At 65.6% G+C, this 26,069-nt stretch carries 23 protein-coding genes, 1 tRNA gene, 3 pseudogenes and 1 riboswitch; of the genes and pseudogenes, 19 read left to right on the top strand and 8 right to left on the bottom strand.

From position 1 onward, the window contains the following. The 4 genes and pseudogenes from Q4G50_RS11270 to pflA all read left to right on the top strand — a co-directional run. On the top strand, positions 1-1,086 hold a 1,086-nt coding region (locus Q4G50_RS11270), incomplete at its 5' end, for an NAD(P)/FAD-dependent oxidoreductase (RefSeq protein ID WP_303377754.1). A gap of 82 nt (positions 1,087-1,168) precedes the next feature. Further along, positions 1,169-3,046, top strand: a pseudogene (locus Q4G50_RS11275) (pyruvate formate lyase family protein); the annotation flags it as partial. Then, positions 3,026-3,580: pseudogene (grcA2, locus tag Q4G50_RS11280) on the top strand (autonomous glycyl radical cofactor GrcA2). The pseudogenes Q4G50_RS11275 and grcA2, both read left to right, overlap by 21 nt. After that, positions 3,573-4,436, top strand: a complete 864-nt coding sequence (gene pflA / locus Q4G50_RS11285) for a pyruvate formate-lyase-activating protein (RefSeq protein ID WP_303377755.1) — start codon at positions 3,573-3,575, stop codon at positions 4,434-4,436. The pseudogene grcA2 and the gene pflA overlap by 8 nt, the downstream one beginning before the upstream one ends. A gap of 103 nt (positions 4,437-4,539) precedes the next feature. On the opposite strand, the gene Q4G50_RS11290 is transcribed toward pflA, so the two are convergent. Continuing rightward, positions 4,540-5,754 (bottom strand): FAD-binding oxidoreductase, encoded by a 1,215-nt coding sequence (locus Q4G50_RS11290; RefSeq protein WP_303377756.1) that lies wholly within the window; start codon positions 5,752-5,754, stop codon positions 4,540-4,542. 21 nt (positions 5,755-5,775) lie between these two features. Continuing rightward, positions 5,776-5,871: riboswitch (TPP riboswitch) on the top strand. Between Q4G50_RS11290 and thiM the strand changes: the two genes are divergently transcribed. Both thiM and Q4G50_RS11300 read left to right on the top strand, forming a co-directional pair. Further along, positions 5,853-6,650: a hydroxyethylthiazole kinase gene (gene thiM, locus Q4G50_RS11295; protein WP_303377776.1), complete on the top strand. Its 798-nt coding sequence runs from the start codon at positions 5,853-5,855 to the stop codon at positions 6,648-6,650. (Overlaps the previous riboswitch by 19 nt.) 2 nt (positions 6,651-6,652) lie before the next feature. Then, positions 6,653-8,158: pseudogene (locus Q4G50_RS11300) on the top strand (bifunctional hydroxymethylpyrimidine kinase/phosphomethylpyrimidine kinase); the annotation flags it as partial. On the opposite strand, the gene Q4G50_RS11305 reads toward Q4G50_RS11300, so the two are convergent. Continuing rightward, positions 8,137-8,727 carry a bifunctional 2-polyprenyl-6-hydroxyphenol methylase/3-demethylubiquinol 3-O-methyltransferase UbiG gene (locus tag Q4G50_RS11305; RefSeq protein WP_303377757.1) on the bottom strand — a complete coding sequence of 197 codons (591 nt, stop codon included), beginning with the start codon at positions 8,725-8,727 and terminating at the stop codon, positions 8,137-8,139. The pseudogene Q4G50_RS11300 and the gene Q4G50_RS11305 overlap by 22 nt on opposite strands. 23 nt (positions 8,728-8,750) lie before the next feature. On the opposite strand from Q4G50_RS11305, the gene Q4G50_RS11310 reads away from it, so the two are divergent. The 3 genes from Q4G50_RS11310 to Q4G50_RS11320 all read left to right on the top strand — a co-directional run bounded on the left by Q4G50_RS11310 (position 8,751) and on the right by Q4G50_RS11320 (position 11,352). Continuing rightward, positions 8,751-9,800, top strand: a complete 1,050-nt coding sequence (locus tag Q4G50_RS11310) for a magnesium and cobalt transport protein CorA (RefSeq protein WP_303377758.1) — start codon at positions 8,751-8,753, stop codon at positions 9,798-9,800. Between the two features lie 114 nt (positions 9,801-9,914). After that, entirely contained in the window at positions 9,915-10,274 is a 360-nt protein-coding gene (locus tag Q4G50_RS11315) for a hypothetical protein (RefSeq protein WP_303377759.1), read from the top strand. Continuing rightward, positions 10,267-11,352 carry a trans-acting enoyl reductase family protein gene (locus Q4G50_RS11320; protein ID WP_303377760.1) on the top strand — a complete coding sequence of 362 codons (1,086 nt, stop codon included), beginning with the start codon at positions 10,267-10,269 and terminating at the stop codon, positions 11,350-11,352. The genes Q4G50_RS11315 and Q4G50_RS11320 overlap by 8 nt, the downstream gene beginning before the upstream one ends. Here Q4G50_RS11320 and Q4G50_RS11325 read toward each other — a convergent pair. Next, positions 11,339-11,788 carry a PaaI family thioesterase gene (locus Q4G50_RS11325; RefSeq protein WP_303377761.1) on the bottom strand — a complete coding sequence of 150 codons (450 nt, stop codon included), beginning with the start codon at positions 11,786-11,788 and terminating at the stop codon, positions 11,339-11,341. The genes Q4G50_RS11320 and Q4G50_RS11325 overlap by 14 nt on opposite strands. Positions 11,789-11,890: 102 nt before the next feature. Here Q4G50_RS11325 and gndA point away from each other — a divergent pair, with 102 nt between their 5' ends. The 6 genes from gndA to Q4G50_RS11355 are packed head-to-tail and all read left to right on the top strand — an operon-like array spanning position 11,891 to position 18,893. Next, complete coding sequence (gene gndA / locus Q4G50_RS11330; protein ID WP_303377762.1) at positions 11,891-13,339, top strand: NADP-dependent phosphogluconate dehydrogenase; 1,449 nt, start codon at positions 11,891-11,893, stop codon at positions 13,337-13,339. A gap of 18 nt (positions 13,340-13,357) precedes the next feature. Next, on the top strand, positions 13,358-14,632 hold the full coding sequence (locus tag Q4G50_RS11335) for a DEAD/DEAH box helicase (protein ID WP_303377763.1): 1,275 nt from the start codon (positions 13,358-13,360) through the stop codon (positions 14,630-14,632). Between the two features lie 9 nt (positions 14,633-14,641). Further along, entirely contained in the window at positions 14,642-16,021 is a 1,380-nt protein-coding gene (locus tag Q4G50_RS11340; RefSeq protein WP_303377764.1) for a hemolysin family protein, read from the top strand. Continuing rightward, complete coding sequence (locus Q4G50_RS11345; protein ID WP_303377765.1) at positions 16,021-17,073, top strand: hemolysin family protein; 1,053 nt, start codon at positions 16,021-16,023, stop codon at positions 17,071-17,073. The genes Q4G50_RS11340 and Q4G50_RS11345 overlap by 1 nt, the downstream gene beginning before the upstream one ends. Further along, entirely contained in the window at positions 17,066-17,944 is an 879-nt protein-coding gene (locus Q4G50_RS11350) for a 3-methyladenine DNA glycosylase (protein ID WP_303377766.1), read from the top strand. The genes Q4G50_RS11345 and Q4G50_RS11350 overlap by 8 nt, the downstream gene beginning before the upstream one ends. Further along, positions 17,925-18,893: a hypothetical protein gene (locus Q4G50_RS11355; RefSeq protein ID WP_303377767.1), complete on the top strand. Its 969-nt coding sequence runs from the start codon at positions 17,925-17,927 to the stop codon at positions 18,891-18,893. The genes Q4G50_RS11350 and Q4G50_RS11355 overlap by 20 nt, the downstream gene beginning before the upstream one ends. A 144-nt stretch (positions 18,894-19,037) precedes the next feature. On the opposite strand, the gene Q4G50_RS11360 is transcribed toward Q4G50_RS11355, so the two are convergent. From Q4G50_RS11360 to secA2, 5 genes are all read right to left on the bottom strand, one after another. Continuing rightward, complete coding sequence (locus tag Q4G50_RS11360; protein WP_303377768.1) at positions 19,038-19,577, bottom strand: MerR family transcriptional regulator; 540 nt, start codon at positions 19,575-19,577, stop codon at positions 19,038-19,040. Positions 19,578-19,694: 117 nt separating this feature from the next. Next, positions 19,695-20,282, bottom strand: a complete 588-nt coding sequence (locus tag Q4G50_RS11365; RefSeq protein WP_303377769.1) for a bifunctional nuclease family protein — start codon at positions 20,280-20,282, stop codon at positions 19,695-19,697. Beyond that, positions 20,279-20,986 (bottom strand): MerR family transcriptional regulator, encoded by a 708-nt coding sequence (locus Q4G50_RS11370; protein ID WP_303377770.1) that lies wholly within the window; start codon positions 20,984-20,986, stop codon positions 20,279-20,281. The genes Q4G50_RS11365 and Q4G50_RS11370 overlap by 4 nt, the downstream gene beginning before the upstream one ends. 23 nt (positions 20,987-21,009) lie before the next feature. Then, positions 21,010-21,438, bottom strand: a complete 429-nt coding sequence (odhI, locus tag Q4G50_RS11375) for an oxoglutarate dehydrogenase inhibitor Odhl (protein ID WP_303377771.1) — start codon at positions 21,436-21,438, stop codon at positions 21,010-21,012. A gap of 85 nt (positions 21,439-21,523) precedes the next feature. Then, positions 21,524-23,755, bottom strand: coding sequence for an accessory Sec system translocase SecA2 (gene secA2 / locus Q4G50_RS11380; protein WP_303377772.1), 2,232 nt, complete (start codon positions 23,753-23,755; stop codon positions 21,524-21,526). A gap of 85 nt (positions 23,756-23,840) precedes the next feature. Between secA2 and Q4G50_RS11385 the strand changes: the two genes are divergently transcribed. The 4 genes from Q4G50_RS11385 to Q4G50_RS11400 all read left to right on the top strand — a co-directional run bounded on the left by Q4G50_RS11385 (position 23,841) and on the right by Q4G50_RS11400 (position 25,928). Then, entirely contained in the window at positions 23,841-24,956 is a 1,116-nt protein-coding gene (locus tag Q4G50_RS11385) for a S9 family peptidase (protein ID WP_303377773.1), read from the top strand. Beyond that, positions 24,953-25,339 (top strand): YchJ family protein, encoded by a 387-nt coding sequence (locus tag Q4G50_RS11390; protein ID WP_303377774.1) that lies wholly within the window; start codon positions 24,953-24,955, stop codon positions 25,337-25,339. The genes Q4G50_RS11385 and Q4G50_RS11390 overlap by 4 nt, the downstream gene beginning before the upstream one ends. Before the next feature lie 66 nt (positions 25,340-25,405). Beyond that, positions 25,406-25,479, top strand: a tRNA-Pro gene (locus Q4G50_RS11395). 77 nt (positions 25,480-25,556) lie between these two features. Beyond that, complete coding sequence (locus Q4G50_RS11400) at positions 25,557-25,928, top strand: thioredoxin family protein (RefSeq protein WP_303377775.1); 372 nt, start codon at positions 25,557-25,559, stop codon at positions 25,926-25,928. Positions 25,929-26,069 lie beyond the last annotated feature (141 nt).

Below are 26,069 nucleotides of genomic sequence, written 5' to 3' on the forward strand. Positions count from 1 at the left end.
CTCATCGTCGCCGCCGGCGCCTCCCAGTCCTACTTCGGCAACGACCACTTCGCCGAGTTCGCTCCGGGCATGAAGACCATCGATGACGCGCTGGAGATCCGCGCTCGCGTCGTCGGCGCCTTCGAGCGCGCCGAGCTGGCCAAGGACCCGGCCCAGCGTGAGCGCCTGCTCACCTTCGTCATCGTCGGCGCCGGCCCGACCGGCGTGGAGCTCGCCGGTCAGCTCGCCGAGCTCGCCCACCGCACGCTCGTCGGCGAGTACTCCAACTTCTCCACTTCTGCCGCGAAAATCCTGCTTCTCGACGGCGCGCCCCAGGTCCTCCCGCCCTTCGGCAAGCGACTGGGCCGCACGGCACAGCGGCAGCTGGAGAAGATCGGCGTGACCGTCAAGCTCAATGCCATGGTCACCGACGTCGACGACAAGACCGTCACCTACAAGTCCACCGTCGACGGCTCGGAGACCACCATCGAGGCGTTCACCAAGATCTGGTCTGCCGGTGTGGCCGCTTCCCCGCTGGGCAAGCTTATCGCGGAGCAGGCCGGCGCTGAGATGGACCGCGCCGGTCGCGTCATGGTCAACGATGACCTCACCGTCGGTGAGCACCGCAACGTCTTCGTGGTCGGCGACATGTCCAACTACAAGAACCTCCCCGGTGTCGCCCAGGTGGCCATCCAGGGTGGCCAGTACGCCGCCGAGCAGATCACCGACCAGATCTCCGGCCGCACCGCACCGGAGGAGCGCCCGGCCTTTGAGTACTTCGACAAGGGCTCCATGGCGATCGTCTCCCGCTTCAACGCGCTGGTGAAGATGGGCAAGGTCGAGGTCACCGGTTTCGCCGGCTGGTTGCTGTGGCTGGCTGTGCACGTCCTCTTCCTCGTGGGCTTCCGCAACCGCTTTGTCTCCATGATCAACTGGGGCGTCAACGCGCTGTCGCGCACCCGCTACAACCTGGCGACCACCCGCCAGCAGCTGCACTCGCGCACCGCGCTGATGAAGCTGCAGGCGATCACCTCCGAGATCGAGGGCGATACCCCTATCGAGCTGCGTGACACCACCAAGTTCACCGGAAAGAAGCAGCTGCGCTAGACGCTTTTTCACCACTGTCAGGCCCGGGCACGTGCCCGGGCCTTTCGCTTCTTCACATTGGTTATCCAGGCGCTATACTGGTATGCGGTTGTGGCACCTTAAATATCACCTAATTTCTACCCACACCGAGAGGTTGAAACACGTGACCACCGTTACCCCGCCTGTGACCCAGGCCTGGGAAGGTTTCGCTGAGGGCCCCTGGACCGACACCATCGACGTCCGCGACTTCATTCAGCGCAACTTCATGCCCTACACCGGTACCGCCGAGTTTCTGGCTGGTCCCACCGAGAAGACGCTGCGCACCTGGCAGCACCTGGAAGACAACTACCTGTCCGTCGAGCGCGAACGCCGCGTCTACGACGTCGACACCGAGACCCCGGCCGATATCGACGCTTTCGGCCCCGGTTTCATTTCCGATGATGATGATGTCATCGTGGGCCTGCAGACCGAGACCCCGCTCAAGCGCGCGATGATGCCCTCGGGCGGCTGGCGCATGGTGGAGACCGCGATCCGGGAGGCCGGCAAGGAGCCGGACGAGCGGGTCAAGGAGATCTTCACCCGCTACCGCAAGACCCACAATGATGCGGTCTTCGACATCTACACCCCGCGTATCCGCGCGGCCCGATCCTCCCACATCATCACTGGCCTGCCGGATGCTTATGGCCGCGGCCGCATTATTGGTGACTACCGCCGGGTGGCGCTGTACGGCGTCGATAAGCTCATCGCCGACAAGGAAGCCGCCAAGCACGCCGTGCATGAGCAGGGTTTCTCCGAGCACTGGGCGCGCTACCGCGAGGAGCACGCCGAGCAGATCAAGGCGCTGAAGAAGCTGAAGGTGATGGCGCAGTCCTACGGCTTCGACATCTCCGGCCCGGCGACTACCGCGAAGGAGGCCGTGCAGTGGACCTACTTCGGCTACCTCGGCGCGGTGAAGTCCCAGGACGGCGCCGCCATGTCCATTGGCCGCCTGTCCAGCTTCTTCGACATCTACTTCGAGCGTGATCTGGCCGCGGGCCTGATCACCGAGGAAGATGCGCAGGAGATCATCGATGCCCTGGTGATCAAGCTGCGGATCGTGCGTTTCCTGCGCACCATCGACTATGACCAGATCTTCTCCGGTGACCCCTACTGGGCCACCTGGTCGGATGCCGGTTTCATGGATGATGGCCGCCCGCAGGTGACCAAGACCTCCTTCCGCCTGCTGCAGACCCTGCGCAACCTGGGCCCGGCCCCGGAGCCGAACATCACCATCTTCTGGTCCCCGGAGTTGCCCGCGGGTTACAAGGAGTTCTGCGCCGCGATCTCCATCGAGACCTCCTCCCTGCAGTACGAGTCGGATAAGCAGATCCGTGACCGCTGGGGCGATGATTCTGCGATCGCCTGTTGTGTCTCGCCGATGAAGGTGGGCAAGCAGATGCAGTTCTTCGGCGCGCGCGTCAATGCGGCGAAATCCCTGCTCTACGCCATCAACGGCGGCCGCGATGAGATGAGCGGCAAGCAGATCGTCGAAGGTTTTGAGCCGATCCAGGGCGATGGCCCCCTCGATTTCGATGAGGTGTGGCACAAGTACGAGGAGATGCTCGACTGGGTGATCGGCACCTACGTCGAGGCACTCAACATCATCCACTGGTCGCACGACAAGTACGCGTATGAGGCCATCGAGATGGCCTTGCACGACTCGGACATCATCCGCTCCATGGGCTGCGGCATCGCAGGTCTGTCGATCGTGGCGGATTCCCTGGCCGCCATCAAGTACGCCACTGTCACCCCGGTGCGCGATGACACGGGCCTGATCGTCGACTACATCACGGAAGGCGAGTTCCCCTTCTACGGCAATGATGATGACCGCGCGGATGACATCGCCGCCACGATCGTGCATACGGTCATGGCGAAGATCAAGGAGATCCCGATGTACCGGGACGCCATCCCGACCCAGTCGGTGCTGACGATCACCTCCAACGTCGTCTACGGCAAGGCCACGGGTAATTTCCCCTCCGGCCACCGCGCGGGCACCCCGTTTGCACCGGGTGCCAACCCGACCAACGGTGCCGATAACCACGGCATGGTCGCGTCGATGCTGTCCGTCGGCAAGCTTGACTACAACGATGCTCTCGACGGCATTTCCCTCACCAACACCATCACCCCCTCTGGACTCGGCCGCACCAAGGACGAGCAGGTCACCAACCTGGTCGGCGTTCTCGACGCCGGCTTCATCATGGACGAGAACTAGGAGAACCCTTTTATGTCCACCAAATCTTTCGACGAGCGCCTCGCCGACATGAAGGCCAACCGCTCCGCCAACAACATGGAGTCCGGCCTCTACCACGCCAACATCAACGTCCTCGACCAGTCGACCCTCGAGGACGCCATGGACAACCCGGAGAACTACCCCAACCTCACGGTGCGCGTCTCCGGCTACGCGGTGAACTTCGTCAAGCTGACGAAGGAGCAGCAGCAAGACGTCATCTCCCGCACCTTCCATCACGGTGCCTAAAGACGGCGTCACCGGCGTCGTCCACCTCTCCCCCGAGGACGGCGAGCGGCTCCGCGGGGTCGCCGCCGGACTCGGGGGCACGGCTGAGGGGCTCACCCGCCCGGAGCTTATCGACGCCCGCGTCACCGGTGACGTCGCCCTCGTCCACTCCTGGGAGATGGTCACCGCCGTCGACGGACCCGGCACCCGCATGACGTTGTTCTTGTCGGGTTGCCCTCTGCGCTGCCAGTTCTGCCACAACCCGGACACGATGGAGATGCGCACCGGCACCCTCGAGCGCGTGGAGGATGTGGTCAAACGGATCAAGCGTTACAAGCGGGTCTTCCAGGTCACCGGCGGCGGGTTGACGATCTCCGGTGGTGAGCCACTGTTCCAGCTCGCCTTCACCCGGCGGGTGCTGGCGGACGTGCATGCGGTCGGGATTCACACCGCAATCGACACCTCCGGTTTCCTCGGCGCGCGGTTGAGTGATGAGGACCTGGCCAACATCGACCTCGTGCTTCTCGACGTCAAGTCCGGCAACGAGGACACCTACCGCGAGGTTACCGGCCAGCCCCTGCAGCCCACGCTCGACTTCGGCGCGCGGTTGGCGGCTTTGGGTAAGCCGGTGTGGGTGCGCTTCGTGCTGGTCCCGGGGCTGACGGATGACCCGGAGAACGTCGCCCAGGTAGCAGACATCGTCGCTGGCTGGCCGAATGTGCAGCGCGTCGAGGTGCTCCCCTTCCACAACATGGGTGCCGATAAGTGGCGTGAGCTGGGTATGCGCTACAACCTGGAGGACACCAAGCCGCCGACCTCGCAGTCGTTGCAGGCCACCCGCCAGGCGTTCCGTGACCGCGGGATCGACACCTACTAGTGGTCCCCTCGGGGCTCGCGATCGTGCAGTAGGGATCACCGCGATCCCGAGCGTACGAAGACCCAAAGAGAGCGATCGCGAGGGGACGATCCCGAGCCCCGAGTTAGCGGAGCGGGTCGAAAGGCTTAATCGCCGGGTGGGTCTCGCCGGTGTCGATGAGCTGGGCGAGGAACTTGCCCGTCGCCGGGCCGAGCACGATGCCCCACATCCCGTGCCCGCCGGCGACATAGACGTTCTTCGTCTTCGTGCGGCCCACCAGTGGTTTTCCGTCTGGTGTGACGGGGCGGGAGCCGACCCACTCGTCCTGGCGGTTGTCCAGATCGACGCCGACCATGACCTTGCGGGCCTGGTTGACGATCGCCTCGATGCGCCGCGGGTAAAGGGGCTCGTCGGGGCGTCGAAACTCCATGGTGCCCGCGATGCGGAATCGCCCCTGGTAGGGGGTGCACGCCATACGGTGGTGCGGTAGGTAGACGGAGTGCTCGGCGGGCACCTCGGTCTCCACGGTGAAGGAGTAGCCGCGACCAGCCTGCACGAGGGTGCGCACGCCGTGCTCCCGCGCGAGAGCCGGCAGCCAGGCGCCGGTGGCGATGACCGCCTTGTCGCACTCGACCCGTTCGCCGGTGTCCAGCACCACGGCGTCTCCGTTGACGCTGACCACCTCCGCGCCCGTGCGGATCACTCCCCCGCGTTCCTCGACTGACCGGGCCAGCGCCTCGACATAAGGTCCGGGTTCGATGAAACGCTGGCCTTCCAGGCGGTAGGCGCAGGTGATGGCGTCGGAGAGCATGGGGGCCAGGGACTGCACGTCGTCAAGTGGGGTCAGGGGCGCTTCCTGCCCGTGACGCACCGCGCCTTCGATTTCGCGGAGGAAGCCCGCCGCCTGGGGCTTCTCCTCGAAACCGATGACAAACGGCCCCTTCCTGGTCCAGGCGTCGACCCCGCCGAGCTCCAGTTCGTCGAAGGCGGCGAGTGCTTCCAGGTCGATGGGGGTGAGATCGGCCATGGTGGCGTCCCAGGCCCGCGCGGTGGCCTGCGCCATGAAGCGGGCGAGGAAGGCCCACAGCTGCGGGTCAAAGCGGAGGGGCATGGAGAGGGCGGCGTCGGCGTCGAGAAGCGCGGTCGGACCATAGCGCCACAGGCTCGGGTCCGATAAGGGGATGGTTTTCGCCGGGGCCAGCCATCCCGCGTTGCCCCAGGACGCGCCAGCGGCGACGCCTTCCTTGTCCATGACGGTGACGTCGTAGCCGCGTTCCTGCAGGTGCCAGGCAGTGGCCAAGCCCACCATGCCAGCACCGACAACAATGACTCTGCTCATGCCTCCTATGGTAATCTTTGTCACATAGACATGGGGTGCGCGGACCACGCGCTGAGATCACACCCATCGAACCTGCTCTAGTTCGTACTAGCGAAGGGATTGTCCTGAATTTTCTGCATCTGCGGGATGAGTTGCGTCACGCCTCTCCCCTCGTCCAATGTCTGACGAACTCCGTCGCCATGCCCCTGAGCGCCAACGTACTGCTCGCCGCCGGGGCGTCACCGGCCATGATCGATACCCCGGAGGAATCCGGTGAGTTCGCGGCCGTCGCCTCCGGCGTGCTCATCAACGTGGGGACCCCCAGCGCCGAGCGCTACCGCGGCATGCGCGAAGCTGTCCGCGGCGCCCGCGACGCCGGCACTCCCTGGGTGATTGACCCGGTGGGCGCCGGAGCGCTGGCCCACCGCACCGCGTTTGTCACCGAGCTTCTCGACGCCGCCCCCACCGCCCTGCGCGGCAACGCCTCCGAAATTGCCGCGCTGGGTGGGCACGGCGCGGGTGGCCGTGGCGTCGATAGCGCCGACACCGTCGATGACGCACTCCCCGCCGCCCAGGCGCTGGCTGCACGCACCGGCGGGGTGGTCGCGGTCTCCGGGGAAGACGACCTCATTGTCGATCCCGCACGTATCACCCGGCTGAGCTCCGGTCACCCCCTGCTCACGCTGGTCAGCGGGTCCGGCTGCTCTTTGGGTGCGCTGTGTGCGGCGTACCTGGGGCTGGGCGTCGATAAGCATGACGCCGTACTGGCCGCGCACGCCCACGCGGGTGCGGCCGCCCAGATCGCGGCCCGCTCCGCCACTGGGCCCGGTGGTTTCGCCGTCGCCTGGCTCGATGCCCTGCACCACATCACCTCCGCGGAGATCGCGGACCTTGTCACCTGGAAGGACCTTTCATGACTCCCCGCATTCTCTCCATCGCCGGCACCGACCCCACTGGTGGGGCCGGTGTGCAGGCGGACCTCAAGTCCATCGCCGCGGCCGGTGGCTTCGGTATGGCCGTGGTCACCGCTCTCGTTGCGCAGAACACGCAGGGCGTGCGAAGCGTGCACACCCCGCCGATGACCTTCCTGCGGGAGCAGCTCGACGCGGTTTTCGACGACGTCAGCATCGACGCCGTGAAGATCGGCATGCTCGGTGATGTGGACACTGTCGCGGAAGTCACCCGCGCGGTGGAAAGTCACGAGGTCGCCCACGTCATCCTCGACCCGGTCATGGTGGCCAGCTCCGGCGACCGGCTGCTCAACGAGGACGCCGAGGCCGCCGTACGCGAGCTGGTGCGCCATGTCGATGTGATCACCCCGAATCTGCGCGAGCTGGCCGCGCTGTGCGACGCCGAAATGGCCACCACCTTGGAGGCAGGTATCGAGCAGGCGCGCGGACTCGCCGCCGAGACCGGCACCACCGTCATCGTCAAGGGTGGACACCTGTCCGGCCCCGAGGCCGACAACGCGGTGGTCACCCCCGACGGCGCAGTCCACCAGGTGCCCACCCAGCGTATCGACACCACCAACACTCACGGCACCGGCTGTTCCCTCTCCGCCGCCCTGGCCACCCGCATCGCCCGCGGTGACAGCGTCGCCGATGCCCTCGAGTGGTCCACCCGCTGGCTGCACGAGGCCATCCGTCACGGCGCCGAACTCGAGGTCGGTCACGGTAATGGCCCCGTCGACCACTTCCACCGGGCACGCCGCCTAGAGGCCGCCGCAGACACCACCCCGTGGGCCCCGCGCACCGACGTCCCCGCCCCCACCCCGCACCTGGCACCGGCCGGCCCGCACACGCAGGCCATGTGGGAGGCCACCGGTGAGCTGTGGAACGAGATCATGGATCTGGCGTTTATCCGGGAGCTCGCCGAGGGCACCCTTCGCCACGCCGATTTCGCCTTCTACCTCGACCAGGATGCCCAGTACCTCAATCGCTACTCCCGGGCGCTGGCGTTACTGTCGGCCACCGCACCGGAGCAGGAAGGGCAGACGTTCTGGGCCGAATCCGCCCGCGAGGTCCTCGAAGGCGAGGCGCAGCTGCACCGCGACTGGCTGGGTGGCAACGGCATCACCGTCACCACGCCCTCCCCCATCACCCTGGGCTACACCAATTTCCTCGTCGCCTCCTGTGCCGTCGAGCCCTATGTCGTCGGCGCCGCGGCGGTGCTGCCGTGTTTCTGGCTCTACGCGGAGATCGGCATGGAGTTGGCCAAGTCGAATACCCCGGAGCACCCCTATCACGCCTGGCTGTCCACCTATGGCGGCGAGGACTTCAACACCGGCGCCCGCCTGGCCATCGAGCACACCGAGCGCGCCCTGGCCGCGGCGTCCCCGGCACAGCGCGAGCAGGCGATGACCGCCTACCTCAACGCCTGCATCTACGAGCGGGAGTTCTTCGCTCAGGCCGATCGCGCCTGGTAGAAGATCGCCACGAGGAAGTCCGAGTCCTCCTCGAAGGGGCGCAAGTCCCACGTGGAGAACACGTTCTCGGGCTCGAGGCCGACGTCGGTGGCCAAGGCCATGAAGTGATCGAAGCCCCAGCCCCGCCCGGCCCCGAAACCGACGATGAAACGCCCGCCGGGTTTGAGGGCTCCGGCGATGTTGTTGAGTGCTTCTCGACGCCGCGCCGGGTCCACAAATCCCATCACATTCCCGGCGGAGGCGACGAGATCGAATCCCCCGGGTAGCTGATCGTGGCACAGGTCCCCCACCTGGAAGTCCGCCTGGGGGTAGCGGGTGCGGGCGTGATCGATGAGGATCGGGTCAATGTCCACACCCAGCACCTCATGGCCGCGTGCGGCCAGGTACCCGGCCACCCGGCCCTGCCCACAACCGGCGTCGAGGATGCGGGACTGGCGGGGGACGAGGGCGTCGATAAGCCGGGCTTCACCGTCGATATCATCGCCGCGCTCGATCATCGCCTCCCAACGGCGGGCATAGTTCTCGGAATGGGAGGGATTGACAGAGGTGACATCTTTCCACGTGGTCATGTGCTCAGTATAGGATCAGCGACGTGCTCACCCCTTTCGAACGCCCGCGCCGCGCGACCGATCGACCGCGCCTAACCGTGCCGGTGGAACGAGCCATTGACCACTGCCGCGTGTTCACCGACGGAGTGCGCCGCCCCGGCGAGTACATTCCCTCATCCGCACTGAACGAGGTCCGCGAACATGGCTCCGGCTTCGTGTGGCTGGGACTGCGCGAACCCGACGCCCGGCAGATGGAACGCGTGGCCGAGCAGTTCGGCATCCATCCCCTCATCGTCGAGGACGCCGTCACCGCGCACCAACGCCCCAAGGTCGAACGTTATGACGACCAGCTGTTCATGGTCGTGCGATCCGTCAAGTTCCGCGCGGAAGCCTCGGAAACCCGTGAGATCATCTCCACCGGCGAGGTACAGATGCTCATCGGCCCCGACTTCATCATCACCGTCCGCCACGGCGCGGAACTACCCGAACTGTCCAGCGCCTTCGAAGACAACCCCGAACTCATTGCCCTCGGCCCCGCAGCACTCGCGTGGCGGGTGGCCGACCACCTCGTCGATGAGTACGGGCGAATCGCCGGGCTTCTGGAGCAGGAGGTCGATGACCTGGAGGAAGAAGTCTTCACCCCCGGATCCCGCTTCAACATCGAGCAGATCTACATGTACAAAAGAGAGATCCTGGAGATGCGCCACTCCACCGATCCCCTCGCCCCCGCCCTGCGGGCGCTCATCACCGATAACCGCGACATGCTGGGCAAACAGCTGCGCAGCTATTTCCGCGATGTCCTCGACCATGAAATGCTCGTCCGCGACCAGATCGCCGGCTATGACGAACGGCTGTCCGCGCTTATCGACGCCTCCGTCGCCAAGATCACCATGCAGCAGAACACCGATATGCGCACGATTTCCGCGGTCGTCGGCATGGCGGCGGCCCCGACGCTCATCGCCGGGATCTACGGCATGAACTTCACCAACATGCCGGAGCTGGAATGGGAGTACGGCTACTTCCTCGTGCTCGGGGTCATCGCCTTAATCGTGGCACTGATGTTCTGGTGGTTCCGCCGTAACAACTGGCTCTGATGTATATCTCGACAGGTATATCTCGAGTAAGTCACCTGCGCGGCCCGCGTTCTACTCGGCCTATAGCTGCCAAGCTATGCCTGACGAGATATACCTTTCGGTAGCCTGGGCAGCATGAAGAGGACCATCATCGCTCTCACCACCGCTGCCCTGGCCCTCGGCCTGGCACCAGCCGCCCACGCCCAATCCAGCGTCGACCACGCCTCCGACGGCACGGTCTGGCTGCCCACCCCCACCCAGGTCACCCGTTATGAGGAACTGCCCGGCAACCAGCTGCGCGTCCATTTCTTCGGAGGGGACCCCGCCTGCTACGGCTCGCATGCCCTGGCGATCGAGACCCCGTGGTCGGTGACCGTGCCCGTGTTCTCCGGCCCGCGGATCGGCGGCCGCGACGTGTGCACCATGATCGCCATCGAACAATCCCACACCCTGCAGCTCTCCGCCCCGTTGGGAGACCGCGCGCTTCATGTCTGACATCCTCCTGTTCGGCGCGACCGGTGTCGTCGGCCGGCTCACCGCCGCCTACCTCTCGGACCACGCTGTCACCCTCGCCGGGCGCGACGCCGCCGCGCTGACAGCCCTGCGCGATGAGGTCAACCCGGCCTGGGAGATCGCCACCGGCGACGCTCTCTCGGCGGAGGACATGGCCGCACTCGCCGCCCGTGCGAAGGTGGTGATCAGCTGCGTCGGCCCGTATTCCCGCCTGGGCTGGGAGATGGTCAACGCCTGTGCCGAGTCCGGGACCGACTATGTCGACCTGTGCGGCGAAGTGCCGTTTATCCGGCGGGTCATCGACACCCACCACGACACCACCAGCGCCCGCATCGTCCATTCCTGCGGCTTCGATTCGGTTCCCTCGGACATGGGGGCCTTCGCCCTGCGCGAGCATGCGGCCGAAGAGCTGGAGACGGTGACGATGGTCGTCGAGAAGCTCAAGGGCGGGCTGTCAACCGGCACGCTGGACTCCATGCTGGAGGTCTCCGCGCAGGCCCGGGCAGATAAGGACGTCGCCCGGAACCTGCACAACCCCTATTCCCTCTCACCGGTCCCTTCCGCGGAACCGCGGCTTGCCGACGCCCGCGATTTCCACGTCACCCAGCTTGACGACGGCCGCTGGACCGGCCCCTTCTTCATGGCCATGTTCAACACGCGCATCGTGCGACGCTCGAACTCCTTGCGCGGGGAGCGTTTCACCTACCACGAGCGGTGGGCGACCCGCGGTCGGCTGAGTGCGTACGCCCTGGCTGGAGTGACCGCCGCGTTGTTTGCCGCCGCGAAGCAGCCGCTGCTGCGGCGTCTGATCCCCGGCCCCGGTGACGGCCACTTCCGTTTCACCCACGAAGGGCTCGGTGTGTCAGGTGAGCGCTATTCATGCACCGTGGCCGCTGACGGCGACCCCGGCTACGAGGTCACGGCGATGATGCTCGCGGAGGCGGCTTTGACATTGCTGGAGCATCCCGGCGAGGGCGGCGTCCTCACCCCGTCGACAGCCCTCGGCAACCCCTACCTGGAGCGTCTGCGCGCGGGCGGGATGAGCTTCACCTTTTCATGACCATGGTGCGCAGCGTGCTCCGCGCCACCAGGCGCTCGTCGTTGTGCATGAGGATCTCCCACAGCTGGGTGCGCCCGCCCACCTGGATCGGTGTGGCCTCCGCGTGGATGATGCCCTCGCGGACGGCCGCGATGAAATCGGTGTCGTTGTTGGCCCCGACCACGGGGGCACCGGCCGCCGCGACCCCCGCCAGGCTGCCGACGCTTTCGGCCAGGGCGCAGAAGACGCCACCGTTGACTATTCCCGCTGGCTGCAGCAGGTGGGGGCCGACCTCGAGTTCGGCGCGTACGCGGCCGTCTGCAAGTTCGGTGTAACGGATGCCCAAGTGTGCGGAGAGGCCGACGTCGCGGGCATTGAGCTGCTCCAGCTGTGCCGGATCGAGGCCTTTCCCGGTCCCGGCGAGGGCAAAAAGGGTGCTGTAATCCAGGTCACTCATGAGCGTCATGCTAGCCGTTCCCCCCGCCGCTAGTGGAAAGATGCGATCAAGTTGGCGGTGCGGGTGATGCGGGTTGTGGTGACGTCGCTAAGCTAGTGCACCATGACCTCCTCTGAGAAGCTCGCCCACATCGGCGTTGTCGGACTCGCCGTCATGGGTTCGAACCTGGCCCGTAACTTCGCCCGCAACGGCCACACTGTCGCCGTGTACAACCGCTCCCCCGAGAAGACCCGCGCGCTCATGACCGCGCACGGCGACGAGGGCGCGTTCCTCCCCTCCGAGACCATCGAGGAGTTCGTCGCCTCGCTGGAGCGCCCGCGCAAGGCCATCATCATGGTGCAGGCCGGGCCCGCCACCGACGCGGTGATCAACCAGCTCGCCGAGGCCATGGAGGACGGCGACATCATCATCGACGGCGGCAACGCCCTCTACACCGACACCATCCGTCGCGAGCAGGAGATGGCCGAGCGGGGCCGCCACTTCGTCGGCGCCGGCATCTCCGGCGGCGAGGAGGGAGCTCTTCTCGGTCCGTCGATCATGCCGGGCGGCCCGGCAGAGTCCTGGGAGACCCTCGGCCCGCTGCTGGAATCCGTGGCCGCCGTCGTCGACGGCACCCCGTGCGTCACGCACATCGGCCCGGACGGCGCCGGCCACTTCGTCAAGATGGTCCACAACGGCATCGAGTACGCCGACATGCAGGTCATCGGCGAGGCTTACCAGCTGTTGCGTTATGCCGCGGGCATGAGCCCGGCGGAGATCGCCGAGGTTTTCCGCGAGTGGAACTCCGGCGACCTCGACTCCTACCTCATCGAGATCACCGCCGAGGTCCTCGCCCAGGTGGATGCCGAGACCGGCAAGCCGCTTATCGACGTCATCGTCGACGCCGCCGGTCAGAAAGGCACCGGTCGCTGGACCGTCAAGTCCGCCCTCGACCTGGGCATCCCGGTCACGGGTATCGGCGAGGCCGTTTTCGCCCGCGCCCTGTCCTCCTCCCTCGACCAGCGCGCCGCCGCCCAGGGTGTGCTCCCTGCCGGCGAGCTGGCCACCTTCGACGGCGACCGCGAGGCCTTCATCGAGGATGTGCGCCGCGCGTTGTACGCCTCCAAGCTGGTGGCTTACGCCCAGGGCTTCGACGAGATCAAGGCCGGTTCCGCCGAATACGACTGGAACGTCGATCCCCGCGACCTGGCCACCATCTGGCGCGGCGGCTGCATCATCCGCGCGAAGTTCCTCAACCGCATCGTGGAGGCCTACGATGCCGATCCGGAACTGCCGTCCCTGCTTCTCGACGGCTACTTCCTCGGCGAGCTGCGCGAGCTCATCGACTCCTGGCGCCGTGTGGTGGTCACCGCCACCCAGCTGGGTCTGCCGGTGCCGGTGTTCGCCTCCTCGCTCTCCTACTACGACTCGCTGCGCGCCGAGCGCCTGCCGGCCGCCGTCATCCAGGGCCAGCGCGACTTCTTCGGCGCCCACACCTACGGGCGCGTGGACAAGCCGGGGGCCTACCACACCCTGTGGTCGGGCGACCGGAGCGAGATCGTCGCCGGTTAGGCGCGTAGACTCTGCGCAATGACCACTTTCAAGGATCTCGGCCTGCCTTTGCCCATCGTGCGTGAACTGCAGCGGCAGGGGATCACCGAGCCCTTCCCCATCCAGGCCGCCGCCATCCCTGATGCTCTGGCAGGCCGGGATGTCCTCGGCCGCGGCCCCACCGGCTCCGGCAAGACCTTCACCTTCGGCCTGCCCATGCTCACCCGCCTCGCTGAGTCGGGTGTCACCCGCCCCGGCCACCCGCGCGCCCTGGTGCTCACCCCCACCCGTGAGCTGGCCGCCCAGGTCAAAGAGCGTCTCGACGCCCCCGCCAACGCCCTGGGCCTACGCCTGCTCGATGTCGTCGGCGGGGTGAACATCAACCGCCACATCCGCTCCCTGGCGGCACCGGTTGATCTCCTCGTGGCCACCCCGGGCCGCGCCCAGGACCTGTTGGACCAGGGAAAGCTGCACTTCGACGAGGTTGCCGTGGTGGCCCTGGATGAGGCCGACCAGATGGCCGACATGGGTTTCCTCCCCCAGGTGCGCCGTCTCATGGACCGCACCCCGAAAAATGGCCAGCGCCTGCTGTTTTCCGCCACCCTCGACGGGGATGTGCAAAAGCTCATCGACCGCTACCTCACCGACCCGGTCACCCACTCCACGGCGCCGGTCCAGGCCAGCGTCGATACGATGGTCCACCACCGGCTGCTCGTCGGCGGGCGTGATGAGCGCAATGAGATTGTTCTGCGCATTGCGGCCCGCGAGGGCAAGACCATCATGTTCATGCGCACCAAGCACGGTGTCGACCGCCAGGTGAAGAAACTGCGTCGCGTCGGCATCAATGCCGCGGGCCTGCACGGTGATAAGGGCCAGACAACCCGCACCAATGCCCTCGCCGGGTTCGCCGACGGCTCCGTGCCTGTTCTCGTGGCCACCGACATCGCCGCCCGCGGCATCGACATTGATGATGTCTCCCTCGTCGTCCACGTCGATCCCCCCGCCGAGCACAAGGCCTATCTGCACCGCGCCGGCCGCACTGCGCGTGCCGGAACCTCTGGCACCGTGGTCACCCTCGTCATGGATGAGCAACGCAAAGAGGTCGAAAGCCTCATGCGCAAGGCCGGGGTGGACGCGCCCGAGGTCCGCGTCACCGCCGACTCTGATGTGCTGATTAAGATCACAGGTGCACAGGTGCCTTCCGGCACCCCTCTGCCACCCCCCGGCCAGCAGCAGCCGAAGCGGAAGCCGCAGAATCAGCAGCCTTCCCGCGGTCGCCAGCAACGCTCGGGGCGGCGTCGTTCTCGTCGATAAACACCCCTCATGGACATATTCATAAGCATCATCTCCCTCCTGGGATTCGTGGCACTGACCGGATCGACCGGTTTGTTCGTGGCCATCGAGTTCGCGCTCACCGGCCTCGAGCGCTCCACCGTGGTCAACCACGTCCGTGACAAGAATGATCGCAGTGCCCACGCGGTGCAGCGCGACTACCAGAATCTATCCTTCGTGCTCTCGGGCGCGCAGTTGGGTATTACGGTGACGACTTTGGCCACGGGTTTCCTTGCGGAACCCGTCCTGTCCAGCTATTTCACCCCGCTCCTGGAACTGGTCGGCCTGTCCGAGTCGGCGTCATCGGCGGTGGCCCTGGTGCTGGCGCTCGTTGTCGCGACGTTTTTGTCCATGGTCTTCGGTGAGCTGGTACCCAAGAACGCGGCCATCACGATGCCCTTGCAGACCGCCCGGGTAGTGGTACACCCGGTGCATGTGTTCAACATGGTCTTCAAGTGGTTCATTGTGGCGATGAACCGCTCGGCGAATGTCATCGTCCGCAAGCTCGGTATCGAGCCCGCCGATGAGCTCGCCACCGCCCGCTCCAACCAGGAACTGGGCAGCCTGGTGCGCTCGTCTGCGCAGCAGGGTGGGCTGGACATCAACACCGCCCGGGTCATCGACCGCTCGCTGCAATTCGGTGAGGCGACCGCCAATGAGTTCATGACCCCACGCTCCACCATCGCCTACCTCGGCGCCGAGGACACCGTCGACGACCTCATCGCCCGCTCCCTGGAGACGGGCCACTCCCGTTTCCCCGTGGTCCGCGGCGACCTGGATGACACGGTGGGGGTGGTCCACGTCAAGGATGCTTTCGCCGTTCCCCGCGAGGCCCGCGCAATGACGTTGCTGGGTTCTCTGGCGAGGAAGGTACCGGTCGTCCCTGACACACTCGACGGTGACGCCGTACTGTCCACGGTGCGTTCCGCCGGTTCCCAGGTAGTTCTTGTCGCCGATGAATACGGCGGCACCGCTGGCCTGGTCACCATCGAGGACGTCGTCGAGGAGATCCTCGGCGAGGTCTACGACGAGCATGATGACGCCGATGCCGAGCGTGATTTCCAGAAATTCGGCTCCTCCTGGGAAGTCTCCGGGCTGGTGCGTGTCGATGATCTGCATGAGCGGGTCGGCTACACCGCCCCCTCCGGCCCCTATGAGACCCTCGGCGGCCTCATCATGGCCACGCTTGGTCGGATCCCCACCAGCCAGGACGTCCTCCTGCTGCCCGAATCCGATAACCCCGGCCTGTCCGAGTTCGAGACCGGCATCACCGGCCGCTGGGTCGCCCGAATCACCGTCATGGAGGACCGTCGCGTGGACAAAGTGATCCTCACCCCCGTCACCGATGAGGAAGCGAAGGAGTATCAATAGTGGGCATTTTCTCCACCACCCTCATGGTCGTGGCACTGTTGGCCGCCAACGCCTTCTTCGTCGCCTCCGAGTTTGCGCTCATCTCCTCCCGCAAGGACCGCATCGAATCCCTCATCGCCCAGGGCAAGCCGGCCGCCCGGAAGGTGCTCTATGCCACTGAGCACCTGTCCATCATGCTGGCCGGCGCCCAGTTCGGCATCACCATCGCCTCGCTGATCCTGGGTAAAGTCGCCGAACCCGCCGTCGCGCACTTCATCGAGGGTCCCTTCCAGGCGCTGGGCATCCCGGATAATCTGCTCCACCCGATCTCCTTCGTCATCGCACTGGCGTTCATCACCTTCCTGCACATCCTCTTCGGCGAGATGGTGCCCAAGAACATCGCCATCGCCGGGCCGGAAACCCTGGCGATGTGGCTGACCCCCGCGATGATCTGGTGGGTGAAAATCACCCGCCCGCTCATCGAGTTCATGAACTGGATCGCCCGGATCACCCTGCGCGCCTTCGGCATCGAGCAGAAGGACGAGCTGGATTCCACCGTCGATGAAGCTCAGCTCGCATCCATGATCAAGGAGTCCCGCGAAGAGGGGCTTCTCGACGCCGAGGAAACCCAACGCCTCTCCCAGGCCCTGCGTTCAGAAAACCGCGCGCTGACCGAGGTGATGATCCCCCTCGCCAAAGTCCGTTCCCTCGACTTCGGCCGCCGCGGCCCCAGCCTCGGCGATGTGGAACGCGCCGTGGTGGAGACCGGTTACTCACGTTTCCCCGTGACCGGCACCGATGGTTCCTTCCTCGGTTACATCCACGTCAAGGACGTTCTCGACCGCCTGGCCACCGCCGGCCCGGAGCAGCGCATCCCGCGTTCCGATCTGCGCCCGCTGACCATCGTCGACGGCTCCGGCACCATGGACGAGGCCCTGCGTAAGCTGCACCGACGATCGGCGCATATGGCGCAAGTGCGCAAACGCGGTGAGCTCATCGGCGTGATCACCCTGGAGGACGTCATCGAGGAGTACGTCGGTACCGTCAACGACTGGACTCACGGGGATGCCTGAGCTTTGCGACGAATGGCGTGAGCGCATGACCGCCCACGAGGCCCGTGCCGACGCCCTGACCGCCGATCACCTGGCCCGCCGCCGACGCCACGAAAAACACCCGGTCTACGACTTTCTCTTCGAGTACTACCCCATTCGGCCCTCCCACCTGCGGCGTTGGCACCCGGGGCTCGGGTGCGCGCTCCCAGGCCGCACCCCTCACGCGGACTGGCGCGATTACCACTTCGACGGCACCACCACCGCCGTGGATGCACCCGGCCTGTGGCAACGGAGGGGTGAGTCACTGACCTATATCCGCGACCTCCTGCACCGCACCACCCTCAATCCTGCCCACTTCGACTGCTTCGGCCTGCATGAATGGGCGATGGTCTACAAAACTGAATCCCCGCGCCACGACCTGCCATTGCGCTTGGGGGCGGCGGGGAGTGACGTGGTCGTCGAAAAGCATCGCATCCGGTGTACCCACTTCGACGCCTACCGGTTTTTCACCCCTGCCGCCCGCCCCCTTAACCTTACTGTCCTCAACCGCGCGGACCAGGCGGCCCATGACCAGGCTGGCTGCGTCCACGCGACGATGGACCTGTACAAATGGGCCTCCAAATTAGGGGCGCTGGTACCGAGTGAGTTGTTCCTCGACTGCTTCGAGCTGGCTGTCGACGCCCGCGTCCTCGACATGGAGGCCTCCCCCTACGACTGCCGCGCCTATGGTTTCGGGGTCGTGCCAATCGAGACCTCGGAGGGCAAAGCCGAGTACGTGGAACGCCAACGCGCCCTGGCAGAAAGAGGAAAACCCCTGCGTGAGCGGCTTGTCACACTCATTGATGCGGCCGCGGCCACTACACTTGTAGGGCATGGGCCGTCATCGCAATGAGTCAGCAGGTTTCTCCGTCGCCGGGTGGGTGATCGCCGCTTTCATCGCGGTGCTAGCACTCATCGCCGTAGCCGTATGGTGGTTCGGCTTCCGCGGCGAGGAGCAGCCCCAGGCACAGGAATGCATCCAGGGCGAGTTGACTCTGCCGGTTGCCGGTGACACCGAGAACCTCATCAGCGCCTATAATGACACCGACCCAGTCGTGCGTGACTACTGCGTCAACGCCGACGCTGTCGAGGATATCGCGCAGGCCGCAGTCGTCATCGGCGAGGACCCGGAGCTCGGGGAGCGCAGCATCGCCTCCTCCTCCCCCGTCCCCGGCGGCACGGCTCATGTGCTCAACCCGGCCGGTGAGGTCACCGAGGAGCAGACCCGCGCCGGCGCCGACTTCCTCAAGTTCCACGAGACCGGGGCCCCCACCCCGGCAGAGACCACCACCGCGGCGGCCCCGGCAGCGTCCGAACCCGGGAGCACGCTCATTCTCTTCGACACCTCCGCCCAGTCCGAACCGGTACACGAAGACACCACCGAGGCCATCGCCGACCTGGCGGTAGAGCTCAGCGAGGCCGGCCAGCAGGTCGCCCTGTGGAACTACTCCTCCCCGCTCAATCCGGGTGTCACCCGAGGGTGGCGCACCAACGTCAGCTTCACCGACGGCAGTGAGGCCGCGGCCGTCGTGCGTGGCTTCGGCACCGGTGGTGTCCCGCAGACTCGCTCCGCCGTGGTCGCCGCCGTGGCCAATGCCGCCGACCAGGCCCGCGCCACCGGCGAACCCGTGCGCGTCCTCGTGGTGACCACCGGTACCGCCCAGGACATGGACGATGCCGCCTTCGCCGAGGCCTTCGACCAGGCGCAGGGGGATGCGGATGTCATCGTGGAGGTCGCCCACCTCGGGGACGGGGAGATCGATGCCGCTCTGGCGGAGGTCTCCACCTCGGTGGAGCTTTAAGCGCTGCCGGGTTTCCTCCACGGTCGGGTATATCCACTGTGCATGTGCACAGCAGATATACCCATCCGCGGGGCACGAAGAAACCCGCCTGCTCCCCCTGCACGTGAGCTGGGCGGGGGAGATCAGGCGGGCTGATGTTGGAAGCTAGCTGGTCTTGCGCTGACGGCGGGCGGCGAGCTCGTCCATGCCGATGACCTCGGCTTCCTCTTCGATGCGCTCGGAGGGGAAGGCGGAGATGGTACCGGTGAGTTCCTTCATGATGCCCGGCACGGCGATGCCGAACACTCCCTGGCCGCCACCGAGCAGGTCGATGACCTCATCGGCGGAGTGGCACTCGTAGACGGTGGTGCCGTCAGAGACAAGCGTGATCTCCGCGATGTCGTTGGCGCCGCGATCCCGGAGCTTGTCCACGGCCAGGCGGATGTTCTGCAGGGAGATACCGGTGTCCAGCAGGCGCTTGACGATCTTCAGCACGAGGATGTCGCGGAAGGAGTACAGGCGCTGCGAACCCGAACCGTGGGCGCCGCGGATGGAGGGGACGACCAACTTGGTGCGTGCCCAGTAGTCGAGCTGGCGGTAGGTGATGCCCGCGACCTGGCAGGCGATAGGCACGCGGTAGCCCACCTCTTCGCCGGGTCCGAGGTCGAAGAGGGATTCCTGGACGGGGAGATCGTTCTCGCTCACGTAATTACTCCAATGGGGTTTGGTCATGCGCCCTTATGCGCCATTAAAAACCAAGGTTAGAGCAACGTCAAGGGATACCCCGGAGACACGCCGTAACTCTAACCCTCAACTTGAAGGTTAGACGCCTTTTTCCCCATTGTCATCTTTAGTCACATCCGTGTCATCTTCCCCACCAAAATCAGATTCGGACATGCCCAGAGAGCGCATCATCTCCTCGAAATCCGCATCCGCTTGCGCATCCCCCGACGCCGATGCGGCCTCCACCTCATCCCCGAAGCGAAGACCAAAATACTCCTCGAGAATGTCGTCGGACACAAAAAATGACGCCTGGTTCAGCACATCCTCCTCCACCTGGACATCCATCTCCAGGGCCCGGGCCAGCAGCAGAGCATCGGAGGGACGCGCGTCAATCTCCTCACCGTTGGCCAGGACAATCGACGCGATGAACACGCCCTCGAAATGGCTGATGAAGGTGACAGCGGTGACTCCCCCGGCACTGCGGTTGATCACATCCAACAGCAGTTCGGAGGATCCGGGGCGGCGCGGGGTGAAACCGTTGTCGCGGGCGTCGAGCTCAGCCGCCGCCATCGGCGAGATCCACACCGGAACGACCTTATTCTGCTCCGCCCACCGCAACAGCACGCACGTGAACTGCTCCGGGCCGACGACATGCACGCCGTGGTACTCGACGGGGATTAAGGTCATGCCAGTTCATCCCGCAGGGCAGACTTGAGCAGCCCGGCGTGCAGAGACACCACAAGCGCCGTCATCTGCTGGCCCATATCCTCGCCCTTCTGGCGACCCTTCCTCCGGGCCACAGGTCCAGCGACCTGACCGATGAGATCCGCCTGGCGCTGCGCGGTATTACGCAGGGACTTCAGGTGACGGACATCGAAACCGAAGTCCTTGAGTGCCTGTGCGGTGGTGACCAACCGGACATCGTCAGCGGTGAAGTAACCAGCGGAGTCGGGGCGGATGAGGGCGGCGTCGATAAGTTCGGACACCAGCGCCACCTCCACGCCAGCTTGGGACGCGACATCCGTGTCAGACAAACGGGTGGCGGCGGGCGCCCGGAAAGTCTCCGGGGAGACAATCGGTTCGGGCTCAACGATCGAGACGGCACCCGAATCCATGGCCTCAAGTTGCTCTCGGATCACCTTCAGCGGCAGGTAATTATCGCGCTGCGTGACCAGGATATAGCGGAGACGTTCCACATCATCGGCGGTGAAGCGGCGGTAACCGGAAGCGGTACGCTGCGGCGAGATCAACCCCTCGGACTCGAGGAAACGGATTTTCGACACCGTGACATCGGGGAACTCCCCCCGCAACGCCTCGAGGACCTTACCGATGGACAGAGTCCGCGGAGTCCGCGGCACCGCACCCGGCGCCGACTTTCGAACAGCACTCACTGGAAATGAATCTACCTGGTCGTCTACTTCTGGGCGGCGAGGAAAACGAGACGGAACTTACCGATCTGAATCTCATCGCCGGTGGACAGGACCTGGTTGTTGCGCGGCTCGCGGTTGACGTAGGTGCCGTTGAGGGAGCCGACATCGTAGACCTCAAACTCGCCCTCGGTGATACGGAACTCCGCGTGACGACGCGACACGGTGACGTCATCGAGGAAGATATCCGACTCCGGGTGACGGCCGGCGGTGGTGATCGGCTGGTCCAGGAGGAAACGTGCACCCGCGTTCGGGCCACGCTTGACCACCAGAAGGCCTGCGCCCTCGGGGAGGTTATCGGCGCCTGCGGCCGCCGGAGCGGACCCGGCGCCCGACTCCATTTCCTTCAGCAGGTCTGCACGGAAGACAGACGTGGTCTCAACCTGTGCCTCAGGGGTACCGGTGTTCTCGCTCATTTTCTTAATCCTCCGCTTTCGTCGGAACTGTGACTGTTAGCCATCATAGCGACTGTGGCCGCCGCGCGAGGGCGTGACGACACCATCAGCGGAAAAGGTTACCAATCCCGGAGACCACAGAATTACCGGACCCCGCCAACGGGTTATCCGAGACCATGTACGTCCACGTCGCCGAAGGCCGCGCCAAACCCAGGTCAGCGAGGCTCCCCCCGGCTCGGTACGTGTCCACAGACTTATCGACGGCCCGTTGCGCCAGGTCCTTGAATTCCCGGATAGCGATGCGGTGGAACTCGTCGATCGGGGTTTCGCGGGCGATGGCCCTCAGGTGGATCGATTCGCGCACATCGTCCATGACTGCCAGGTGCTCGGACCACTCGTAGTCGAGGTGGAAGAGCATGATGTCGCGGGCGTGCTGGACGGGATCGGCGGGTGTGTCGACCTCGGGGGCGCGCTCGGAAAGCTCCTGCCAGGCCTGGTCGGTGTCCAGCAGGCTGGCGCGGCGCTCATTGATGATGTCGCGCTGGTCGGCGAGCAGTTGGTTGTACTTCCAAGTCTGGGCGTGGATCTCCAGCAGCTGCCCCTCGGTCACGCGCTGGCAGTGCCCGACCCAGTCGCGAATGCGATCCGATTGGATCGATCCGTCCGGCTCCGGGCGGGCGGTGACGTTCTCCCCCGCCCCACCGGAGGTGACCACATCGTCCTGCAGCGACACGAAGAAGAGGGACAGCCCGGGATCGCCCTGGCGGCCGGCGCGGCCGCGCAGCTGATTGTCCAGGCGTGCGGTGCGGTGCCGGGAGGTGCCGATGACCGCCAGCCCGCCGAGCGCGGCGACCGCGTCGTAGTCCGACTGGTCCGCACCACCCAGCTTGATATCCGTGCCGCGCCCGGCCATCTGGGTGGACACGGTGACCCGCCCCAGATCACCGGCCTCGGCGACGATGCGGGCCTCCTCGGCGTCGTTTTTAGCGTTGAGCACGTTGACGTTGATACCCAGGTCCCCCAGTGCCTCGGCGAGCGCCTCCGATTCCGCGACATCGTGGGTGCCCACCAGCACCGGCTGGCCCGTCGCGTGGATCCGGGCGATCTCATCGACGATGGCGCGGTTCTTCTCCGCGGCGGTGGCGTAGATTCGGTCGGCCTCGTCGAAACGCTGCAGTTCCTTGTTGCGGTCGATGACCGAGACATGCAGGTCATAGAACTGCCGCAGCTGATCGGTGGCCTCCACGGCGGTACCGGTCATGCCGCACACCATGGGATAACGCCGCATGAGGGCCTGCAGTGTGATGGTGTCCAGGATGCGGCCACCCTCGGTGACATCCAGGCCCTCCTTCGCCTCCACCGCGGCCTGCAGGCCATCGGGCCAGCGCTGGAGGTCGGCGACGCGGCCGCGGGAGGCGTCGATAAGCGCGACCTTGCCGTCGGTGACCAGGTAGTGGATGTCACGGATGAGCAGGGCCTTGGCGTGCAGGGCGAGGTTGACCTTCACCAGCGTGGTGCCGATGTGTTCATCGTCGTAGAGCGAATCGATGCCCAGCGCCCCCTCGACGCGGGCAGCACCTTCATCGGTGAGGAAGACGTTCCGGCGGTCGTCGTCGATAGTGTAATGCTCGCGTTCCCGCAGGCTGCGCACCACATCGGTGATCTGCCCGGTCGGCTCCTCGCCGGGCTGGTTACCGGCCAGAACCAGGGGGACGAGGGCTTCGTCGACAAGCACGCTGTCAGCCTCATCGACCAGCGCGACATCCGCGGGTGCCTGCACGGCGTCCTCGCGGCGGGTGATCTGCTGATCACGCAGGACATCGAAACCGATCTCGTTGACCGGCCCGTAGACCACGTCGCAGGAATATGCTTCACGACGCTCCCCCGGCCCCAATTTCTCCGTCACCGCCGCGACGCTGACACCGAAAAACTCCACGAGCGGTCGCATCCACTCCGCATCACGCTCGGCGAGATAGTCATTGACCGTGATCACGTGTACCCGCTTGCCCTGCAGTGCGAAACCGGTCGCCGCCATCGCACCGACCAGGGTCTTGCCCTCGCCCGTCGCCATCTGGATGACATCACCCTCCACCAGGCGCAGCACCGCCTGCGACTGCACCGGGAAGGGCTCCAACCCGAGGGTGCGCTGGGCGGCGATACCCAGGATCGCCAGGAGCTCGGCGGGCTGGGCGTCGCGAGCGCGGGCGGCGAGGGTGGCGTCGTCAAGCTCAGCGAGACTGCGCTGCACATCACGTGCCTCCTGCACCACCGCGCGGCTGCGTTTTTGATTACGCGTCGCCGACGCGCCCATCGCCTTCCAGAACCAGTCAAAAGCCATGCCACCACCCTAGTTCAGGGCGATCGCTATTCTTGTTGACATGCAATCATTGAGCGTGAAAATACCTTCGGCACGTGGGACGACGATGGCCGGCACTCTTGACCTCCCGGACACCCCGCCGGTCGCCTACGCCATCTTCGCCCATTGCTTCACCTGTTCGCGCTTTGTCCCCGCAGCGTCGCGCGTATGCAAGACGTTGGCCGCGCGGGGCATAGCCTGCCTGCGTTTTGACTTCCCCGGCCTCGGCCAGTCCGAAGGCGATTTCGCGGACACCACCTTCTCCACCAATGTTGATGATCTCGTCGCTGCCGCTCAGTGGTTGACACAGGAATACGAAGCCCCGCAGCTGCTGATCGGGCATTCCCTCGGCGGCGCGGCTGTACTCAAGGCGGCCGCCACCCGCCCCGAGCTGGGGTCCGTGGCAGCTGTCGCCACAATGGGCGCGCCTTTCGATGCCGCGCACGCCGTGCTCCACTTCGCCGACCACATCCGCGATGCCGAGGAAGACGGCTGCGTCACCGTCACCCTCGGCGGTCGAGACATCGACATCTCCCGCGAATTCCTCGAGGACCTCGCCGACAACAACCCCGAGACCTACCTCCCGAAACTGCGCAAGCCACTTCTCCTCCTCCACTCCCCGACCGATCAGACCGTTGGTGTCGACAACGCCCAGAAGATATTCCTCAAGACCCGCTACCCGAAGTCTTTGGTGACGATAGACAAGGCTGACCACCTGTTCACCCGCGGCGATTCCGCACAGCGCGTCGGACGGATCATCGCCGAATGGGTGCAGCCGTACCTGACACCCGCCTACGAGGAGCCGGAGGTCAGCGACGATCAGGTGACCTCCCGCATGATGGTCGGTTCCCGCCACGGCACCATCGTCCACACCGCTGGCGGAACCCTGCACTCCGACCGTGACAAGGCGGCCGGCGGCCGAGGCCAGGGCCACTCCCCCATCAGCCTGCTCATGTCCGGTATGGCTGCGGCGACCACGCAGGCGATCCGGGAGGCCGCCACTGACATGCCGCTTATCGACGCCCACGTCACCGTCACCCACGCCACCCGCAACATCTTCGAACGCAAGATTGATCTCATCGGGGACCTCACCGAGCCGCAGCGCCGAGCGTTGCTCAACGCCGCGACCACGAAGTTCCAGCGAATGCTGCCCGACGTCAAGATCCTGGACGTACCCGCATGACCTGGACCGGAAAACGCTGCCCCTGCAACACGGGTCTGCCTTATGGGGAATGCTGCGGAAGGTACCACGCCGGCGGCATCGCCCCCACCGCCGAGACCCTCATGCGCTCCCGCTTCACCGCCTTCGTCGTTCGCGACGCCGATTACCTCCTGCGCACCTGGGACCCCGACACCCGACCCTTCGAGCTGACACTCGTCGACCTGCCGGTGCGTTTCTACCGCCTGGATATCCTCGATGTCGTCGGCGGTGGCCCCCTGGACCGTGAGGGCATCGTCGAATTCGAGGCCTTCTACAAAGGCGACCCACCCGGCTCCCAGCGCGAACGCTCCACCTTCCGCCGACTGGGCCGCGAGTGGGTCTACACCGCCGGAGACGTGGCCTGACCTGCTGATTCGCCTATTCAAACCACAATGTTGTAACCTGAAGCAGTTGCACATTAAGGGCAACGGCGGACTGTGGCGCAGTTTGGTAGCGCACTACACTGGGGGTGTAGGGGTCGCAGGTTCAAATCCTGTCAGTCCGACAAACAGCAGGTCAGCACTTTCGGGTGCTGGCCTGTTTTGCTTTGCTGTGTAGTACAGGGCGGGCACAATGGAATCCATGACCGAGCAGATCACTTCCAGCGGGTTTCATGACTTCACCTCCCAAGACGGGCTGGTGCTCGCCCTCTTCTGGTCCACCTCATGCGGCCCCTGCCTGCGCTTCCGCCGCATCTATAAAGCCGTGGACGCCAAGTTCCCCGACATCGCGTTCGGGGAAGCAGAAGTAGAGATCCAGTTCCGCCTCGTCGAAGAGCTAGAGATCTCAACCATCCCTGTGCTGCTGGTCTACCGCGACGGCGAGCTCATATACCGAGACCCCACCCCGCGCCCGGAAAGCGCCACCTACAGCACCATCAACGGCGCGCCCCGCTTCCGCGACTTCATGTACAGCGAGGACGGGCTCACTGCCTTCGTCGAGAGCCTGCGCTAAGCGTCCAGGGGTGGGTCTGCGCAACGCCAGACGGCGGGGTGGTCTTAGGCCTGGGGTTGTGGTCCTAGGCGTGGGTGGGTGTCTGGCGTTTGGCAGACGCTGGGGTCGGTCTGCGCAACGTCAGACGGGCCGGCGCCCTTA

Source organism: Corynebacterium sp. (assembly GCF_030538285.1).
In the GTDB taxonomy this organism is placed as follows: domain Bacteria; phylum Actinomycetota; class Actinomycetes; order Mycobacteriales; family Mycobacteriaceae; genus Corynebacterium.